16 protein-coding genes are annotated in these 17,875 nt (G+C 52.1%); 11 read left to right on the top strand and 5 right to left on the bottom strand.

The window, feature by feature from the left end:
- From dnaA to gyrA, 7 genes are all read left to right on the top strand, one after another.
- Positions 1 to 1,242 (top strand): chromosomal replication initiator protein DnaA (gene dnaA, locus EPN93_13265; protein TAL33847.1); only part of this gene is annotated, 1,242 nt, incomplete at its 5' end.
- Between the two features lie 271 nt (positions 1,243 to 1,513).
- A complete protein-coding gene (gene dnaN, locus EPN93_13260; GenBank protein ID TAL33846.1) occupies positions 1,514 to 2,638 on the top strand; it encodes a DNA polymerase III subunit beta in 1,125 nt (374 codons plus the stop codon).
- Positions 2,639 to 2,646: 8 nt separating this feature from the next.
- The gene (recF, locus tag EPN93_13255; GenBank protein TAL33845.1) at positions 2,647 to 3,756 is read left to right on the top strand and encodes a DNA replication and repair protein RecF; all 1,110 of its coding nucleotides are present in this window, start codon (positions 2,647 to 2,649) and stop codon (positions 3,754 to 3,756) included.
- Positions 3,753 to 4,079: a DUF721 domain-containing protein gene (locus EPN93_13250; GenBank protein TAL33844.1), complete on the top strand. Its 327-nt coding sequence runs from the start codon at positions 3,753 to 3,755 to the stop codon at positions 4,077 to 4,079. Before recF ends, EPN93_13250 begins: the two co-directional genes overlap by 4 nt.
- 16 nt (positions 4,080 to 4,095) lie before the next feature.
- Entirely contained in the window at positions 4,096 to 4,350 is a 255-nt protein-coding gene (locus EPN93_13245) for a hypothetical protein (protein ID TAL33843.1), read from the top strand.
- The gene (gene gyrB / locus EPN93_13240; GenBank protein ID TAL33842.1) at positions 4,334 to 6,232 is read left to right on the top strand and encodes a DNA topoisomerase (ATP-hydrolyzing) subunit B; all 1,899 of its coding nucleotides are present in this window, start codon (positions 4,334 to 4,336) and stop codon (positions 6,230 to 6,232) included. The genes EPN93_13245 and gyrB overlap by 17 nt, the downstream gene beginning before the upstream one ends.
- Before the next feature lie 102 nt (positions 6,233 to 6,334).
- The gene (gene gyrA, locus EPN93_13235; protein ID TAL33848.1) at positions 6,335 to 8,722 is read left to right on the top strand and encodes a DNA gyrase subunit A; all 2,388 of its coding nucleotides are present in this window, start codon (positions 6,335 to 6,337) and stop codon (positions 8,720 to 8,722) included.
- A 62-nt stretch (positions 8,723 to 8,784) separates the two neighbouring features.
- On the opposite strand, the gene EPN93_13230 is transcribed toward gyrA, so the two are convergent.
- From EPN93_13230 to EPN93_13220, 3 genes are read right to left on the bottom strand one after another with little or no spacing between them, the layout of a single operon-like run.
- A complete protein-coding gene (locus EPN93_13230) occupies positions 8,785 to 9,561 on the bottom strand; it encodes an SPOR domain-containing protein (protein ID TAL33841.1) in 777 nt (258 codons plus the stop codon).
- The gene (locus tag EPN93_13225; GenBank protein TAL33840.1) at positions 9,525 to 10,121 is read right to left on the bottom strand and encodes a dephospho-CoA kinase; all 597 of its coding nucleotides are present in this window, start codon (positions 10,119 to 10,121) and stop codon (positions 9,525 to 9,527) included. The genes EPN93_13230 and EPN93_13225 overlap by 37 nt, the downstream gene beginning before the upstream one ends.
- A gap of 30 nt (positions 10,122 to 10,151) precedes the next feature.
- On the bottom strand, positions 10,152 to 11,699 hold the full coding sequence (locus EPN93_13220; GenBank protein TAL33839.1) for a DUF115 domain-containing protein: 1,548 nt from the start codon (positions 11,697 to 11,699) through the stop codon (positions 10,152 to 10,154).
- A gap of 112 nt (positions 11,700 to 11,811) precedes the next feature.
- On the opposite strand from EPN93_13220, the gene EPN93_13215 reads away from it, so the two are divergent.
- From EPN93_13215 to EPN93_13200, 4 genes are read left to right on the top strand one after another with little or no spacing between them, the layout of a single operon-like run.
- Positions 11,812 to 12,819, top strand: coding sequence for a hypothetical protein (locus tag EPN93_13215; GenBank protein ID TAL33838.1), 1,008 nt, complete (start codon positions 11,812 to 11,814; stop codon positions 12,817 to 12,819).
- 17 nt (positions 12,820 to 12,836) lie between these two features.
- On the top strand, positions 12,837 to 13,715 hold the full coding sequence (locus tag EPN93_13210; protein ID TAL33837.1) for a stage 0 sporulation protein: 879 nt from the start codon (positions 12,837 to 12,839) through the stop codon (positions 13,713 to 13,715).
- A 21-nt stretch (positions 13,716 to 13,736) separates the two neighbouring features.
- A complete protein-coding gene (metG, locus tag EPN93_13205; GenBank protein TAL33836.1) occupies positions 13,737 to 15,680 on the top strand; it encodes a methionine--tRNA ligase in 1,944 nt (647 codons plus the stop codon).
- 32 nt (positions 15,681 to 15,712) lie between these two features.
- A complete protein-coding gene (locus EPN93_13200; protein TAL33835.1) occupies positions 15,713 to 16,204 on the top strand; it encodes a YfcE family phosphodiesterase in 492 nt (163 codons plus the stop codon).
- On the opposite strand, the gene EPN93_13195 is transcribed toward EPN93_13200, so the two are convergent.
- Both EPN93_13195 and EPN93_13190 read right to left on the bottom strand, forming a co-directional pair.
- Positions 16,205 to 17,092, bottom strand: coding sequence for a ParB/RepB/Spo0J family partition protein (locus EPN93_13195; protein TAL33834.1), 888 nt, complete (start codon positions 17,090 to 17,092; stop codon positions 16,205 to 16,207).
- Positions 17,085 to 17,846, bottom strand: a complete 762-nt coding sequence (locus EPN93_13190) for a ParA family protein (GenBank protein ID TAL33833.1) — start codon at positions 17,844 to 17,846, stop codon at positions 17,085 to 17,087. The genes EPN93_13195 and EPN93_13190 overlap by 8 nt, the downstream gene beginning before the upstream one ends.
- Positions 17,847 to 17,875 lie beyond the last annotated feature (29 nt).

Here is a 17,875-nt window from a genome sequence, read left to right as displayed (position 1 = left end):
GTTTCTCTTTCCGAGAACACTATCCGCATCAAGGTACTTGACGAAACGACACGCAAACATATCTCGGAAACCTATTCAGTGATGATCACGGCCGCGCTTAAGGATATTACGGGCTTGCCTATGCGCTGCGAATTTGTTACCGGCAACGGATTTCAGGCACCGGCAGAATCCCCTGCTCCTCGCGCAGAGGCGACGGTTCTCTCCTCTAATGATTATACCGCTCAGAAGCTCTATCCAAAATACACTTTCGAAAATTTCGTTATCGGTCCAAATAATCAGCTTGCCCACGCGGCTGCGGTATCCGTTTCACGTGCCCCTGCGTCCCAGTATAACCCTCTGTTCGTATACGGCGGGACGGGATTGGGTAAAACTCATCTCATGCAGGCTATCGGTCACCATATTTTGCTGGAGAAACCGTACCTTAAAGTATTATATGTTCCCAGTGAAGAGTTTGTGAACGAATTTATCCAGGCGATTCGCACCAATACCATATCCAGCTTTAAAATCAAGTACAGGAACGTCGATGTACTTCTTATCGACGATATCCAGTTCATAGAAAAAAAGGAGCAGACCCAGGAGGAGTTTTTTCATACATTCAACACTCTTCACAACAACAAGAAACAAATCGTCATTTCCAGCGATCGTCCCCCAAAAGACCTCTCCACCCTCGAAGACAGGCTGCGTACTCGCTTCGAATGGGGGCTTATTACTGATATCCAGGCCCCGAATCTTGAAACACGGGAGGCAATCCTCCGTAACAAAGCCGAGCGGGATAATATGAATTTTTCCGACGAAGTACTGAATTACATTGCACGTCGGATCAAATCCAATATCCGGGCGCTTGAGGCCGCATTGATCCGCCTAAACACGGTAGCCCAGCTGCAGAACGAGCCTATATCAATCTCTCACGTGAAGCATCATTTGAAAGACCTTTTCGACGAGGATACCCTCAAGAAGGTGACCGTTTCCGATATCATGAACAGGGTTTCAGATAGATTCGATGTGTCAGTTGAAGACATGATATCGAAGAGCCGACACAGTAAAGTGGTTCATCCGCGCTTTGTGGCCATGTTCTTGTCCAGGAAACTTACCGATCTCACAACCGTTGATATCGGCAGGGAATTCGGCGACAGGGATCATTCTACGGTTTTGAATGCCATGAATAACGTCGATAAAATGATGAAGGAAAATGAGGAATTCAGGGAAATGATTGAAGATATCATCTCTGATATGAAAAGCTGATATCGTGTTGATAACTTACTCGTAAAATATTATTTTCCGATTCGCCTGTAATAAAATATTCATACGTGGTCTTATTCTGCACTGTTTTTGGTTTATGTCGCATTTAAAAATGTTCCAAAAGTGAGTCCCGGATTTTATCAACATTATGTCGTATTGTAACTCTTGGATAATTTAGAGGTTTGCCCGTTATCAACATATTCACGTACCCTACTACTAATACTATAAATAATAAAATATATATATATTAATAATAACCAGCTGAGGTGTTTATATGTCTATAACCCTTGATAAGGAAACGCTTCAAAAATACATCTCCATCGCCGATTCAGTCATCTCGATGAAAAACGTTAATACCATTCTTTCAAACTGCCTTTTTAAAGTCAGCGCGAATGAGATACAGATATCCGCTACGGACAATGAACTCGGAATTCGTACCAAGCTCGATGCAATCTCTGCAGACGATATAATTTTTACTGCCAACGGCAAGCGGTTTGCGAGTATTCTTAAAGAGCTGCCAAAGGGCGAGATTTCCGTTGAAGTAAGTTCAAATTATATGATCAGCCTGAATCCTAAATCCAAGGATATCAAGGCCAATTATACCCTGGTGGGTTCATCCAGGGACGATTTTCCGGAAATTCCGTTTTTCTTCGAAGACACGGCTGTTGAAATCAGTCAGGGTGTGCTTAAAGATATGCTGCGGAAAGTCACCCATGCATCAGCGCTTGATACTATTAAGCCGGTCTTTAACGGGGTTTATCTTCTTTCCGGCTCTGATGGAAAACTGACCGCGGTCGCTACCGATTCCAGAAGGCTGGCGATGATTTCCAGGTCCGTTGACAATGAAATGTCAATAAGCGACGGGGTTATTATCCCTCTTAAAACCGTCAACGAGGTATTAAGACTCCTTTCCCCCGGTGGAACGTGCATGTTTTCAGTACTTGATAATCAGTGCTTTTTTAAAATCGGCGAAACTGAGCTCGTATCGAGGATCGTTGAAGGACAGTTTCCAAATTTTAAGCAGGTTGTTCCAAAACAGCAGAGTATATCCGTCTCCGTCGAAACAAGGAAGCTGGTAGACGCGGTTCGTCGCGCAATGGTTTTTACCCGCGAACCGGCGAATAAAATCGTGATGCACTTCACCTCTCGTGACCTCGTCATAGAGGCAAAAACCCCCGATCTTGGGGAATCCACGGAAGAACTTATAATCGAATCAAATATTACGGATAAGCTTTCAATCGGTATAAATGCCCAGTTCCTGATGGATACATTGAAAGAGATAGATTCGCATGCAGTAAGCATCGGTCTAACCGGACAGATGAGCCCGGTCACGATTTGCCCTGAAGACGATCCGGATTTTTTATCGGTTATCATGCCTATTCAGATAAAAACTGCCTGATCGCCGAAATGTTCGTACGCTCATTAATTTTAAAGAATTTCCGAAATTACAGAAATCTCAGGATAGATTTTTCAGAAAAATGCAATATCATCGCCGGCAACAACGGCACCGGGAAAACCAATCTTCTTGAAGCGATTTCCATTGTATCAAACATAAGGTCTTTCAGAAATGTACCGGATATTGACATAATGATGTGGGGCGAAAATTCATATCACTGCAGGATAGAGACGGGAAATGACAGGCCGGTCTGTTTTGAGGTCGGGTGTATTTCAAGGGATGGAAGAATTTATAAAAAGGCAAAAATCGACGGTACGAGTGTAGAGAGAATATCTGATTATATCAGCAAATTACCCTCGGTAGTGTTCGCACCCTCGGATGTGATGCTAATCAGCGGTCCCCCGGACACCCGGCGCCGTTATTTCGACGGCATTCTTTCTCGAACGGACCTTTCATACTACAATTGCTTAATGGAGTTCAAGCGTATTCTGTCCTCAAGGAATAAAACCCTTAAACTTTGCAAGGCGAGGGGACGTATAAATAAAAATGAAATCCAGGCTTGGGATTCGCTCTTCGCCCAACATGCTTCTCTTATTTTGAAGGCAAGGAATAAATTCCTCGCGGAGTTCGAGCCCCTGTTCCTTGAAGCCTATTCCGGAATTGCGGCTGATGACCCGCCTCCGCGATTAACCTATCAGTGCACTTTTCCCGATCCTGATGCGGGTTTTATAGAAAAATTCCTGGAACAGTCGTACGCGAGGGATCTGGCCCTTGGGACCACAACCCTGGGACCACAACGGGATGATTACATATTTTCTATGCATAACGAGAATCTTTTCAACAACACTGCGTCCCAGGGACAGAAGCGTACCGCGGCGATTGCACTTAAATGCGCCGAGTCGATCATCATCGATCGCAAAACCGGCGGGAAGGCCGTGATCATGGTTGATGATGTTTTTTCGGAATTGGATGAGCATCGCAGGAAAAATCTTCTCGCGCTTATCGATCGCGGAAACCAGGTGATCTTTACCATGGTATACCCGGAGCGCCTGTTATTCAATATCGGGTCTGCCTGCAGGCTTTTTAATACCAATGGAAGAGGGGAAGTATCCCTGGTATGAGGTTCAGATTCAAGGAGCCCAGGGAAGGTAAAATTTTATCTCTTGGAAGTCTTTTGTCCTCGATTGTGGGAGAATTCCAGCTTGACGAGTCGTTCATCTTTGAGAATATTCGATCAAATTGGTCCTTGATTGTTGGAGACATAATTTCGACTCACAGCGCCCCGGTGAGAATTGTACGGGAAACCCTTATCATCGCCGCTGACCATTCGGTCTTCGCCGGCGAGTTGCATATGCTCAGGGAATCCCTGCTGAATAAGATAAAGGACCGACTTGGAGCAGATATTATCAGGAATATTCGCGTTGAAATCAAAAAGCTCAGGTAGCCTGTAAGTTAATCACATGTTTATTCACATAGGCAGCCGAACCATCGTTTCGGATAAAAAGGTCATCGCGATTTTCAATGTCGAGACCCTCCGGCGTTCTCCTTTGAATGAGCGTTACCTGACCGATCTGCCCGACGAAGTTAAGACTATCGTAATCGACAGCGAAGACGCCGTCATTACCAGCATCGTAAGCCCGTTCACCGTTATAAAGCGGACCGGGCTCGATGATAATGATCTTGCCTGGAGAAGAGCCCATGCCGAACGAGTATAGCGCAGATAAGATACAGATCCTCGAGGGTCTTGAAGCGGTGCGGAAACGCCCCGCCATGTATATCGGTTCAACCGACACCAACGGGCTGCACCACCTAGTATACGAAATAGTGGATAATTCCATCGACGAGGCTCTTGCCGGATTCTGCGATACCATCCAGGTATCGATTCACTCGGACAATACGATCGAGGTGATCGATAACGGGCGGGGAATCCCCGTAGAAGCACATCCGGTGTATAAAACCTCCGCGCTGGAAATCGTCCTGACGAAACTTCATGCAGGCGGCAAATTCGATAATGACTCATACAAGGTTTCCGGGGGCCTTCACGGGGTAGGCCTTTCCGTGGTGAACGCGCTCTCGGAGGAGATGACGGTAGAGGTTTATCGGGAAGGGAAAAAATATGCGCAGAATTACCGGCGAGGGGTTCCTACCGGCAAGGTGAAACAGATCGGTGAGGCAAAAAAGAACGGGACCCGCATATGGTTCCGGCCGGATTCTAAAATATTCGAATCCCTCGAGTATAATTTTGATACACTCGCAAAACGATTGCGCGAGCTGGCGTTCCTCAATGCCGGAATAAAGATAGTTCTGCGTGACGACCGCGGAAAAGGCAAAGAGAGCATTTTCCAGTTCAAGGGCGGGATCGTGTCGTTCATCCAGCACCTCAATGAAAACAAGAATTCAATAACCAAGAAAACGATTTTCTTCCACGCCAACCGGGACAAGGTAGATATCGAGGTCGCACTCGAGTATATCGATACCTATAACGAAACCGTGTACACGTATGCAAATAATATCAACACCAAGGAAGGAGGCACCCACCTCATTGGATTTAAATCCGCGCTTACGCGCGTGCTCAACGATTCCCTCAAGAAAGAAGGCCTGGACAAGAAAATGCCGCAGCTCACGGGCGATGATGTCCGTGAAGGACTTGTGGCGATTGTGAGCGTCAAGCTGCCCCAGCCTCAGTTCGAGGGACAGACCAAGATGAAGCTTGGCAATAATGACGTAAAGGGAATAGTTGAATCGGCGACAAACGAGAACCTGGGCCAGTTTTTCGAGGAGAACCCGCAGGTTGTCCGCAAGATACTGGAAAAATGCATCCTGAGCGCCCAGGCGCGCCTCGCGGCGAAAAAGGCAAAGGAGCTTACACGCAGGAAGAGCGCGCTGGAAGGCGACACGCTTCCGGGGAAGCTCGCGGACTGCTCCGAAAGGGATCCTTCGCTGTGCGAGCTTTATCTTGTGGAGGGGGATTCTGCCGGCGGTTCGGCGAAGCAGGGGCGGGATCGCAAGTTCCAGGCCATATTGCCCCTCAAGGGGAAAATCCTAAACGTGGAAAAAGCGCGCCTGGACAAAATTCTCTCGAACGAGGAAATTAAAACGATTATTACCGCTATCGGTACGGGTATCGGGGAAGAGGAATTCGATCTCTCGAAAACGCGATACCATAAAATAATAATAATGACGGATGCGGACGTGGACGGCTCGCACATTAGAACGCTTCTTCTCACCTTCTTTTTCAGGTACATGCAGGAAATCATCAAGCAGGGATACCTTTATATTGCGCAGCCCCCGCTCTACAGCGTCCGGGCGGGAAAGGAAATTCATTATGCGTACAGCGACCACGAGCGGGATGTCATCGTAAAGGGCCTCGACAGGTCAAAAATTGCGATCCAGCGGTACAAAGGCCTTGGCGAAATGAACCCCGAACAACTATGGGAAACGACCATGGATCCGGAACAAAGAACTATCCTTCAGGTCGCGATGGATGATGAGATCGAGGCTGAAGAGACGTTTACCATACTCATGGGTGACGCGGTCGAACCTCGCAGGAAGTTCATCGAGGAAAATGCTAAAAACGTGAAGAACCTGGACCTGTAAACAGGATCGGGAATAACGCAGGAGACTGAAGTGGTAAAAAAGGAATCCGGTGACGGCAAGCCGATAAAACACAAGACGATCAGCGTTGAGATCGAAGAACAGATGAAGGACTCGTACCTCGCGTACGCGATGAGCGTAATCGTAGGACGGGCCCTGCCCGACGTCCGCGACGGCTTAAAGCCGGTCCATCGACGAATACTCCATGCGATGAACGAACGTGCGTGGCGGAGCGACCGGGCGTATGTGAAATCCGCGAAGATCGTCGGTGAGGTAATCGGTAACTTCCATCCGCACGGCGACGCCGCCGTGTATGACACCATGGTGCGCATGGTCCAGGATTTTTCGATGCGCATCCCGCTCGTTGACGGGCAGGGTAACTTCGGTTCGGTCGATGGTGACCCGCCCGCAGCCTACAGGTATACGGAGGCGCGCCTGTCGAATACGGCCGAGGAGCTTCTTCGGGATATAGACAAGGAGACGGTGGATTTCCTTCCGAATTTCGACGAAACGAGACAGGAGCCTGTAGTCCTTCCGGCGGCCTTTCCCAATTTGCTTGTCAACGGCTCCTCGGGCATAGCCGTGGGAATGGCGACGAATATACCTCCCCATAATCTCGTTGAGATTATAGACGGTACTACGGCGCTTATCGATAATCCGGACATAACCGTGAAACAGCTCACGAAGATAATCAGGGGGCCCGATTTCCCGACTGCCGGCATTATCATGGGATCGGATGGAATCTACAAGGCGTATTCGACAGGCCGGGGATCGGTTATCGTGAGGGGTCGTCTCGACATCGAAGAGACCAAAAAAGGACGCGATGCGATCATCGTGACTGAAATACCCTACCAGGTGAACAAGGCGACACTTGTTACCAGGATCGCCGAGCTCGTCAACAACAAGGAAATTGAGGGCATTTCGGAGCTTCGCGATGAATCGGACCGTACGGGTCTACGCATTGTCATAGGTCTTAAAAAGGAAGCGAATACAAATGTTATAATCAACCAATTGTACAAGCATACCCCACTACAGACCTCGTTTGGCATAATTACGCTCGCCCTGGTAAACGGGGAACCCAAGGTTCTCGACCTGAAAACGGTGCTCTCGCATTACATCCTGCACCGGAAAAACGTCGTAACACGCCGCACGCAGTATGAATTGAAAAAGGCGGAGGAGCGGGCGCATATCCTGCAGGGATTGAAGATCGCTCTCGACAATATAGATGAAGTGATAAGTATCATCAGGTCCTCCAAAACGGTCGATGAGGCGGGCGAACGGCTGCGCAAGCGATTCAAACTATCTGAAATCCAATCGAAGGCCATTCTCGAGATGCGGCTGCAGAGGCTTACCAGCCTGGAGGTAAAAAAGGTCGTAGAGGAACTCAAGGAATTGATGAAACTCATCGAGGAATTGAAGGCGATCCTCAAGAGCGATAAAAGAATTCTCGGAATCATCAAGGACGAACTCATAGCCCTCAAAGAAAAATACGGCGATAAGCGGCGCACCGAGATTCTCGTCGGCGGGGAATCCTCCACTTCATTCGAAATCGAGGACTTGATCGCCGAAGAGGATATGGTGATATCGATCACCAATGACGGCTTCATACGCAGGTTGTCGGTGGACACCTTCAAGAAACAGCGAAGGGGCGGAAAAGGGGTCACCGGACTGTCGAGCAAAAAGGAAGACTTTGTCAAGATGATGATGATCGCATCGACGCACGACACCATCTTCCTGTTCTCGAATAAGGGAAAGATATTCGGACTGAAGGCGTACGAGATTCCCGCGGCGTCAAAAACGAGCCGGGGCAAGTCGCTCAAGGGAATCATCAACCTCTCCGCGGGCGAGGATATCACGGCGATATGCGCCGTACCCGACATGGAATCCGAGGATTGCATGTGCATGGTGACCAGGACCGGCATTCTCAAGAAAACCGCGGTTAACGAGTTTGCGAACGCAAAGAAAGGCGGGATCATCGCCATCAACCTCAAGAAGGACGATGAGCTGGTAGAGGTCAAGCTTGCGGGCAAGGAAGGGGATGTACTTATCGCTTCACGCAAGGGACTGCTGCTGCGCACAAAGCTGAATACCATGCGGCCCATGGGAAGGAATTCCGCGGGCATTATCGGGATGAGACTGGCTGCCGGGGACGAGATCGTGGGCATGGACCTGGTTAAAAAGGAAGCATCCCTCTTCGTGGTTACCTCCAAGGGATTCGGCAAGAGGATCGATTACAAGAATTTTGCGACCAAGGGGCGCGGCGGAAAGGGAATGGCGTATCTCAAGGTCATGGATAAAAACGGCCATGCGGCGGGCATTCGTTCCGTATACGGTGACGATGAGGTAATCATCGCATCGCGATCAGGCATGATGATCCGGCTGACTGCCGAGGATATTTCCATTCAGGGGCGTGCGACCGTGGGGGTAAGACTGCTTGATGTAGACGATGCAGACGAAGTTTCCGATTTCGCGGTACTTACCGATCGCGCATAATTGAACGGGCCGCCCTGGGCGGCCCGTGTGATTTAAGCGTACCCGGTTTCTTGCGGAGCGGCTTATTCCTTTACCAGGTAGCTTTCCGAATACTTGTTATTTTCCTGGATCTCCCTGAGAATATCGATTGCTTTTCCCTTCGAGGTGAGAGGCCCGATTTTTACCCGGTAGAAGCTTTTCCCGTTGACCGTTGCCTTATCCATGAAGGCGTCATAGCTCATTTTTTTCAGGGATGACATTTCCGTTTTGGCCTTGTCGCTGGTGTCGTACGAGCCAACCTGGATCGAATACCCGCGCATTGCGCGTTCGGAGCCGTCTTTTTTCTCCTTCTTTTCCTTCGCCGCGACCTCTACTACCTTGTGAGATTTGGCTTTTTCCGTTTTCCTTGAATCGGATTTGCGCGATGGCCTGGTCTCCTCATCGAGGGCCGCTTTTTTAACGTCTTTCACGGAGTTCTCAGCCTCTTTTTCCTCGGCGGGAAACTCCTTCGAGGATTTATCGTTGGCGGCGAGATCGCCTTTCCGGGCCGGTTTGTGCTTGTCATCGAGTGGAAGCTCGGTCTTTTTCCCGTCCGGCGAAAGTATGTTTTCATCGGAAGGGGAAAGGAGACGGCTTTCGAGGTTGTCGGTTTCCGGAAGACCACGCACAAGGTCTCTCTGTGCAAGCGTATCGGCCCCCTTGCCTCCCGGTTTTGTGAGGTTCATGCCGAACAAAAAGGCTATGATGATTACGCCCACGATTACACAACCTATGATGATGAGGCGCGGCGTGTCCATATGGAACACGTACATGTTTTTTTCTTTTATTCCTTTTTGGTGGAGATCGTCAAAGCGTTCCATATCTTGATCACCTGTTTTTTGGTGTTCTCCAGGGTGCCGGAGTTGTCTATTACATGATCGGCGCGCCTGATTTTTTCATTGAGTGAAATTTGGTTATTCAGACGGTCCCTGATCTCCTCGGCCGAAATATTGTCGCGCTTTACGCCGCGTTCCACCGCCTGCTCCGTCCCCGCGGTAACCACGATAGTGGCGTCCATGAATTTATCGAATCCGCTTTCGAAGAGGAGAGGGGTATTGATCATGAAAACGGCGCCGGGGTTCTTTTCGAACGCCTCGGCGGCTCGTTTAAGGATTAAAGGGTGCGTGATCTGGTTCACGCGATTTACCTTGACCTTGTCCTTAAATATCAGCACCCCGAACCTGCGCCTGTCGAGCGCGCCGTCGGGCCCCAGTATCCCCGTGCCGAATTCGCGCACGAGCGTCTCGAGCCCCTCGGTACCCGGTGCGACCACATCGCGCGCGAGCTCGTCGGTATCGATCACCCTGGCGCCCAGCTCCTCGAACATTTTGCAGACGGTTCCCTTCCCCGATGCGAATATCCCGGTCACCCCGATTTTCATCGCGTGCCCTCCTGTGAAGCGAGATTTGATCTATACCCCGTGCAAAGCCTCGAAGTAGCGGTCTGTCTTTCGATGCAGCGCCTCCGCGGTGCCGGAAGTCAGGGACGCGCGTACAAGTTCTTCACGGAGCCGGGTATTCCTTAAAAGCTTTTCAAGCGCTGTCAATTCAATAATTTCATTCATGCGCGGGGCAGCGTCCAACCGGGAGCCGATAATTCCGGTCTTGTCGAATGCCCCCCGGCAATACATCTGCTCGAATTCACCAATTTCCATTCGGGTGACTTTTTCCATGGGCAGTCCAGAAGGCGAAATTGAAATGATGCGGTGATTTTTGTCGGAAAGCGCGAACCCTTCGACGAGTTCCCTGTACTGGAGGAACGCCCGCCTCGTATGAAGCCCGTCCCGTTTCAGCTTGCGGCTGGAGGTCATGATATAATCCAGGTTTCGCTTCTCGATGGGAGACGTCCTGTTTTGAAAATAAGCGCCGAACCGGCGCTGGTATGCACTCCCCCGCGCATAGATAGAGAATCCCGGGAAGCTGGAGTCGAACCCGATGAGCGCAATGACCGTGCATCCCAGGTAGCGGGCGCACGCGAGGGCGTCTCCCGTTACCGTCCCCGTGCGGGAATCTATGCTGCCTGTTTTCTCCGGGTACATCTCCTCGATAAGCTGGGCAAGAGGGTGTGAATTAAGGGAAATGAGGCCCGGATAGTGTGCGACGGCCAGGGGATGCGATGAGAGGGCGTACACGGGGAGAAAGTCCCTGCACGGCGAATGATGGAAATGCTCATGGATATGTGGTTGAGGATCGATCGAGACTACGATATCGGGCCTGATCCCCGCCCGTGACAATACCGGAAGTGCAGAGTCGACGGAAATTACCACGGTACTATTATGAATGCGGGCTATGGTGGGGAGCTTGTCCTCAAGCGAGGGCCCCGAGGTGATTACCATCGCCGGCCTGCCGGGAAATGAGTTTTGCAGGCATGATACCGGTCTGCACGCGGACAGGTTTCGGAGGTTCAGCAGGCAGTTCCGGAGATACCGTGCGCCGAACGCGGAAACAGTGGCGAGATTCCCCGCCTGTTTATTAATGATCCGAGCGATAGTTTTTTTTATGACGCCATAATACGCCGGAAAGGCGCGCAGGGAGGGAACGTGTTCGAGTACCTGCACCCCTCGCCCGCCTTCCAGGTTAACAAGATCCGGCAGGATTGATTGAACTTCCTCCGCCGGGAGGCCGAAGAGCCGGTTGATATTTGAGGAAACCAGGAAGCGGGTGGCGGCATTCTTCTCCAACTCGCCTTCGATCCCCTGAAGGGGATCAATAATGATGATGCGCGTGTACCTTGAAAGATTGTCTTTCACCGGAAGGCAATGATACCCAAGGGCGCATCCCAGGATGATGAGCGTATCGTATTTTTCGGGATTGAGCCGGCCTGCGAACGTGCCCGCTTCGCGCAGGGGGTCGATACGAGAATGCAGGTAGACGCTCCTTCCCGCCTCGTCCGTGACGGACATGGTGGGGGCCCCTTCGCTCGACGGTTCAATCCGGTATTTGATGCCGCTGTCGCCCATTTTAATACTAATCGTGATTCCGGGACGATATATGGAACATTTTTTCCGGGGTCATAGTGATTGACAGGACAATGATGACAGTAAAAAATCTTCGCTTAAGTACGAGGAACCGATGAACTTTTCCGGCATTTACGGTCATGACATCCAGAGGGGAAGGCTTGAGACCCTGTTTCGGCGCGGCACCGTCCCCCAGACGATGCTGTTCACGGGAATGACCGGGACGGGCAAATTCCGGGTCGCGGAGCGCTTCCTGATGGCGTTCTTCTGCGAAGGGAAGCCCGCTCCCTGCCTGGACTGCGCACCGTGCAGGCAGGTGCAGAAGGACATCCATCCCGATTTCATCGCCGTGAGGCCCAACGAGCGCGGCATCATCCCCGTGGGCTCCGAGGAGAAAAAGGAGCGGGGGAGCGTGCGCTGGCTGATTGAGCGGCTCTCCATGAAACCGGTGAGCGGCGCGACCGCGGTAATAGTGGACGGGATCGACAGGGTGACCGAGGAAGGACAGAATGCGCTCCTCAAGACAATCGAGGAGCCCGCGCACACGACTAAAATGATTCTCATCGCGGAGGCCAAGTCCCGCGTTCTCCCTACCATCGTTTCCCGGTCTATAGAGATTCCATTCAATCCGCTCCCGGATGGGCATGTTCTGAAAATTCTTGAGGCAGCGAATATCGATCCCGATATACGGCGTCTTTCGGCGTTTTTCGCCGGGGGATCGGCAAGCCGGGCCTTCCAGCTTTCCGACGTCGCGTTTCGCGAAAAGCTGTTCGCGCTGTGCGCCGATATTTCCGGGGCCCTCAACAGGCGCCAGGCGCCCCTTATACCGGGCGATCTCCCGGGCAAGCTCGTGTCGCCGGACGTGCTCCTCGACCTGATGCTCGTCATTTATTCGAAGCTGCTGCAGAGCGGCCTGCGCGGAGAGGAGCTTCCCGGGGAACTGCCGAGGGAGCTGCTCGTGGAGGATATTGACCTTGAGGCCAGGCTCATAAAAATACTACTTGCCTTGAAACGGGGCCAATCTCATAATTTAAATTTTAGAATCGCCCTCAAGGGGTTGCTATATTCGCTTTATTTCGAAGGGGAACGTGCGCACCAGGGCCCCCTCGTGTTCGATATATAGGTAGACGGCAGGTAGTAATGGAAATCACCGGAATCAAGCTGCGTAACAGCTATCAGATATACTATGTGGATACCAACGGACTTTTTGTGAAAAGGAACGCCCTGTGCATCGCGGAGACGGAGCATGGGGTTGACATGGGCCGCGTATTCAAATGTCCGTCCCATCTGAAAAAGACGCGCACCGCGATCGATGCGCGCGGCAGGCTCCTCAGGGTCGCCAACCTTGACGACCTCAAGCATCTCCCGGACATCGAGGCGACCGAACAGAAGGCATTCAAGGTGTGCCGGGAGAAGGCGAAGGAAAAGCGCCTGGACATGAAGCTCGTGTCCGTGAAGTGTCTTTTCGACAGGACCAAGCTCATATTCTATTTCGTGGCGGAGAACCGCATCGATTTCAGGGAGCTCGTGCGCGACCTCGCGACGGTCTTTCGCACGCGTATAGAGATGCGGCAAATAGGCGTGCGCGACGAGTCCCGCATCATAGGCGGGTTCGGGCCGTGCGGAAGGGAGCGATGCTGCGTGCACCTCAAGGAAGAATTCGACCCGGTTTCCATAAAGATGGCCAAGGAGCAGAACCTGAACCTGAATTCGCTCAAGATTTCGGGGATGTGCGGCCGCCTGCTCTGCTGCCTGGGATATGAATACGAGGTATACCGCGAAATCAACGACAAGCTGCCCAAGGTCGGGGCGCAGATATCCGTGGGCCAGAAGAATTACCAGGTAGAATCGGTCGATCCGCTCAAGGAGACGGTACGCTTGAAGTTCGAGGGTCACCTGCTCACCGTTTCGAAGGATGATATCACGGTCAAGGGGCACCATTTCAGCATAAGCCAGGAAGTGGTGCAAAGGATCATGAGCGCCATAGACGAGGAGTACGAAGAAGATTTCATGCGTTAGATCTACGCCCAGGGAAGCATCATGCAGAAAAAATTCTATGTCACCACGCCCATCTATTACGTCAACGCGGAGCCCCATATCGGCCACGCCTATACCACCATACTCGCCGATTTTTTAAAGCGCATCTATACGCTCAGGGGTTACGATGCCTATTTCCTTACGGGGACGGACGAGCACGGCGACAAGATCGTAAAGGCGGCGCAGGAAAATAACGCGACGCCGGAGGAATATACCAGCCGTATCAGCCGAAAGTTCCGGGAAACGTGGACGGAAATGGACCTGCGCTTCGACGATTTCATCCGGACGACGGAGGAGCGGCATAAGCGCGTCGTTCAACAGGTGCTCCAAAAGGTATACGATAACGGCGACATTTACTTTGGATCTTACGGCGGCTACTACTGCGTAGGGTGCGAGCGCTTTTTTACCGAGAAAGACATGGTGGACGGCAAGTGCCCGGACCACAATACGCCCCTTGACTACATCGAGGAAACCAACTACTTCTTCCGGATGGGCAAGTACCAGTCATGGCTCATCGAGCACATCGAAAAGAATCCCGATTTTATCCGGCCCGACCGTTACAGGAACGAGGTGGTCGCGCTCTTGAAGCACGAAGCCCTGGAGGACCTGTGCATCTCAAGGCCCAGGACCAGGCTGCAGTGGGGGATCCCCCTCCCCTTCGACGACAAGTACGTGACTTACGTGTGGTTCGACGCGCTCATCAATTATATAAGCGCAATCGGATTCCCTGACGACGCGAAGTTCAAATCGTACTGGCCGGCGGCTCACCATCTGATCGCGAAGGATATTGTCAAGCCGCACGGGGTATTCTGGCCCACCATGCTCAAGGCCGCGGGGATAGAGCCCTTCCTGCATCTTAATGTGCACGGCTACTGGAACATGGAAGAGGCGAAAATGTCGAAGAGCTTGGGAAATGTCGTACGGCCCCTGGATCTCGTGCAGAAATTCGGGAGCGACCAGATACGCTACTTCTTCCTGAGGGAGATGACCTTTGGGCTCGACGCGAAGTTCAGCGAGGATTCGATCGTCAACCGGATCAATTACGATCTTGCGAACGACCTGGGAAACCTGGTGAAGCGGGCCTTCAACATGATTGAAAAATATTTCGAGGGAAAGGTACCCGCGTTCGACGCGGCGCACCCCTCGGACCGCGGCGGGATCACGGAGAAATTCAGGCTTGCGGCGGACGGCTATTTCGCCGCGATCGACCGCTTCCAGTTCAGCACGGGAATCGAACGGCTCTGGGACTTCGTTCGATTCCTGAACAAGTATATCGACGATACGAAACCCTGGCAGATGGCGAGGGAGAAACGAACGGCGGAGCTCGCCTCGACGCTGCGCAACCTTATCGAATCGATCGCCGGCCTGTCGGTACTGCTCTCCCCGGTTCTCACCGTGGGCTCGCGCGCCATAGCGAAGGCCCTTGGTAAAGAAATACTATTTGTCGATGAAGCCCAGATCACCTCGCTGAACCTTCTGGACGATGGGGCGACGATACGCGATATCGGAATACTTTACCCAAGGCTTGAAAAAGAGACCGCCGCGGCCGAACCGCCGAAGAAGGAGGGAAAACCATTGGAACAGAAACCGGAAACCGAGCAGGCGATAACGGACGACGGCCTGGTGGATATATCCGAATTCGGCAGGATCGATATCAGGGTGGCGCAGGTTCTCGAGGCCGCGGCGATTCCCGGCTCCGATAAGCTTCTCGAGCTCAAGGTGGATTCCGGGCTCGATACCCGCATCATCATCGCCGGAATCGCCCAGCATTATACGCCGGACTACCTCGTGAACAAAAAAATACTCCTCGTCGCGAATCTCAAGCCGGCCACGCTGTTCAAGCGAAAATCTTACGGCATGCTGCTCGCCGCAAAGAAGGAAAAGGGGGATAAGCCGGTGCTGATCGAGGTCGACCCGGCGATTCCCGTGGGCTCCCGGCTGTCGTAGAGGCACCAGGCGGAGCGTGTGCGGATGGCGGCATGAAGATCGGGATTATCTCGGACACGCATAATGATGTGGAAATGGTCCGGAAGGCGGTCGAGGTATTCAGGGAACGGAACGTCGACCTCGTCGTGCACGCGGGAGACCTCACCTCGGCCAAGCTGATCGAGTTGTTCGATGGAATTCCGGCAAAGTTCGTGCTCGGCAATTGCGACCTTGATTGCGACGTCATCAACGAGAAGGCGAGGGCGCTGGGATTCGGGTGCGTGGACGAGTACTGCGACTTCACCGCGGGCGGCAAGCGGATAATGCTGTTCCATGGAAACGATATCCCCATGTTTCGGAAGGCGGTCGCATCGGGCGATTACGACTACATCATCAAGGGCCACACGCACAACTTCGAGAACTATCTCTCGAACGGAACCAGGATAATTAATCCGGGCTCGGTGTACCGGGGCGAGGAGCGGACGGTCTCGATTCTTGATACCGATACGGACCGTGTTGAAAAAATTAAAATCGAAGTGGAATGATCACCTGATTTTGAGCAGGTCCATTATCCGGTCAAAATCATCCAGCGAATAATAACTGATCTCTATCTTGCCGCGCTTTCCGGAATGCCGTATATCCACCTTGGTGCCAAGGTATGATACCAGCGTCTCCTCCATTTTACGCAGGTGGGGATTGCGTGCGCCGCTTTTATCCGATTGTTTTTTCTTGCCGCCTTTATCGGCCGTAGCTTTTTCCGATTCAACGACGTTTTCGAGCGCGCGAACCGAGATCCCCGAAAGGAGGATTTCATTATAGAGCTCGTTCTGCCTCTCGGGCGCCGCCGAGAGAAGAACCTTGGCGTGTCCTACACTGATCTTTCCTTCCGATATCCCTCTCTGAATCTGCTCTGGAAGCGTGAGAAGGCGCATGAGATTCGCGATAGTTGCGCGGTCCTTGCCCACCTTCTGGGCGATATCCTGCTGCTTGAGCTTGAATCGGTTTATAAGGACCCGGAAGGCTTTCGCTTCCTCGATGGGGTCCAGGTTGGTGCGCTGGATGTTCTCGATGAGCGCGATCGTGAGGTTGGATTCCTCGGTCGCTTCGATGACGATGGTCTTGATTTTGCGCAGACCGGCGATTTTGCAGGCGCGCAGCCTGCGTTCACCCGCGACGACGTAGTAGTCGTCTTCCACTTTGCGCACGATTATGGGGCTGATAAGACCGACCGATATGATCGATTCCGCAAGGTTCGAGATCTCGTCCTCATCGAAATTGGCGCGCGGCTGGTCGGGGTTGGGGCGCACCCGGTTGATATCGAGTTCGACGATACGGTCTTTCGCGTCGCTGTACGCGTGTTCGAACTCCTCGATGGGCGCGGGGGAGCTGGAAATGATCGCGCCCAGTCCCTTGCCGAGTACTTTTTTAGCCATTCTTCAACACCTCTTCCGCGAGACTGGCATATCGTTCGCTGCCGGCGCACGCTGCATCATATAAGCCTATCGGTTTTCCGAACGACGGCGCCTCGGAGAGTTTGACGTTCCTGGGTATGATGGAATTGAATACCTTTTCCTTGAAGTATTCCCTTACGTCCGAAACGACCTGCTGCGAGAGATTCGTACGGGAATCATACATGGTAAGTACGACACCCTCGATCTTTAATGCCCGGTTGAGATTCTCCTGGACCATTACGATGATGCGCAGGAGCTGGCTGAGTCCCTCGAGCGCATAGTACTCGCACTGAAGGGGAATCATTACGGAATCGGCGGCGACGAGCGCGTTGAGCGTGAGTATCCCGAGCGAAGGGGGGCTGTCGATGAAGATGTAGTCGAACTCGCCCTTTATCTGGGCGATGGCCTTTTTCAGCAGGTATTCCTTCTGCTCGAAATCGAGCAGGTCCACCTGGGCGCCCGACAGGTGAATGTTCGAGGGGACGATATACAGGTTCTGGATGTTCGTTTTAAACAGCGATTGCTCGATTTTATGCTGGGCGATGAGAACCTCGTAAAGGGTGTTCTCAATTTCCTCGACGTTGATTCCAAGGCCAAATCCCGCATTTCCCTGGGGATCGATATCAATGATAAGGACCCGCTTACCCTTCTCGGCGAGGAAGGCAGCGACATTGACGGTCGTCGTGGTTTTTCCCACGCCGCCCTTCTGATTTGCAACTGCGATGACTCGTCCCATTGTTGTTCCCGATCATGTCTTGTAGTGTG

This window comes from Spirochaetota bacterium, from assembly GCA_004297825.1.
Classification (GTDB): Bacteria; Spirochaetota; UBA4802; order UBA4802; family UBA5368; genus FW300-bin19.
Note: the sequence above shows the minus strand (reverse complement) of the source record. Positions and strands in the feature narration are given on the sequence as shown.

What these genes read in the sequence shown, in the direction of transcription:
- EPN93_13195 (TAL33834.1), bottom strand. Translation starts at nt 17,092, where the DNA reads ATGGCTAAAAAAGTACTCGGCAAGGGACTGGGCGCGATCATTTCCAGC.
- EPN93_13210 (TAL33837.1), top strand. Translation starts at nt 12,837, where the DNA reads ATGGAAATCACCGGAATCAAGCTGCGTAACAGCTATCAGATATACTAT.
- gyrA (TAL33848.1), top strand. Translation starts at nt 6,335, where the DNA reads ATGAAGGACTCGTACCTCGCGTACGCGATGAGCGTAATCGTAGGACGG.
- EPN93_13190 (TAL33833.1), bottom strand. Translation starts at nt 17,846, where the DNA reads ATGGGACGAGTCATCGCAGTTGCAAATCAGAAGGGCGGCGTGGGAAAA.
- EPN93_13215 (TAL33838.1), top strand. Translation starts at nt 11,812, where the DNA reads ATGAACTTTTCCGGCATTTACGGTCATGACATCCAGAGGGGAAGGCTT.
- EPN93_13220 (TAL33839.1), bottom strand. Translation starts at nt 11,699, where the DNA reads ATGGGCGACAGCGGCATCAAATACCGGATTGAACCGTCGAGCGAAGGG.
- EPN93_13230 (TAL33841.1), bottom strand. Translation starts at nt 9,561, where the DNA reads ATGGAACGCTTTGACGATCTCCACCAAAAAGGAATAAAAGAAAAAAAC.
- EPN93_13250 (TAL33844.1), top strand. Translation starts at nt 3,753, where the DNA reads ATGAGGTTCAGATTCAAGGAGCCCAGGGAAGGTAAAATTTTATCTCTT.
- recF (TAL33845.1), top strand. Translation starts at nt 2,647, where the DNA reads ATGTTCGTACGCTCATTAATTTTAAAGAATTTCCGAAATTACAGAAAT.
- metG (TAL33836.1), top strand. Translation starts at nt 13,737, where the DNA reads ATGCAGAAAAAATTCTATGTCACCACGCCCATCTATTACGTCAACGCG.
- EPN93_13225 (TAL33840.1), bottom strand. Translation starts at nt 10,121, where the DNA reads ATGAAAATCGGGGTGACCGGGATATTCGCATCGGGGAAGGGAACCGTC.
- dnaN (TAL33846.1), top strand. Translation starts at nt 1,514, where the DNA reads ATGTCTATAACCCTTGATAAGGAAACGCTTCAAAAATACATCTCCATC.
- EPN93_13200 (TAL33835.1), top strand. Translation starts at nt 15,713, where the DNA reads ATGAAGATCGGGATTATCTCGGACACGCATAATGATGTGGAAATGGTC.
- gyrB (TAL33842.1), top strand. Translation starts at nt 4,334, where the DNA reads ATGCCGAACGAGTATAGCGCAGATAAGATACAGATCCTCGAGGGTCTT.
- EPN93_13245 (TAL33843.1), top strand. Translation starts at nt 4,096, where the DNA reads ATGTTTATTCACATAGGCAGCCGAACCATCGTTTCGGATAAAAAGGTC.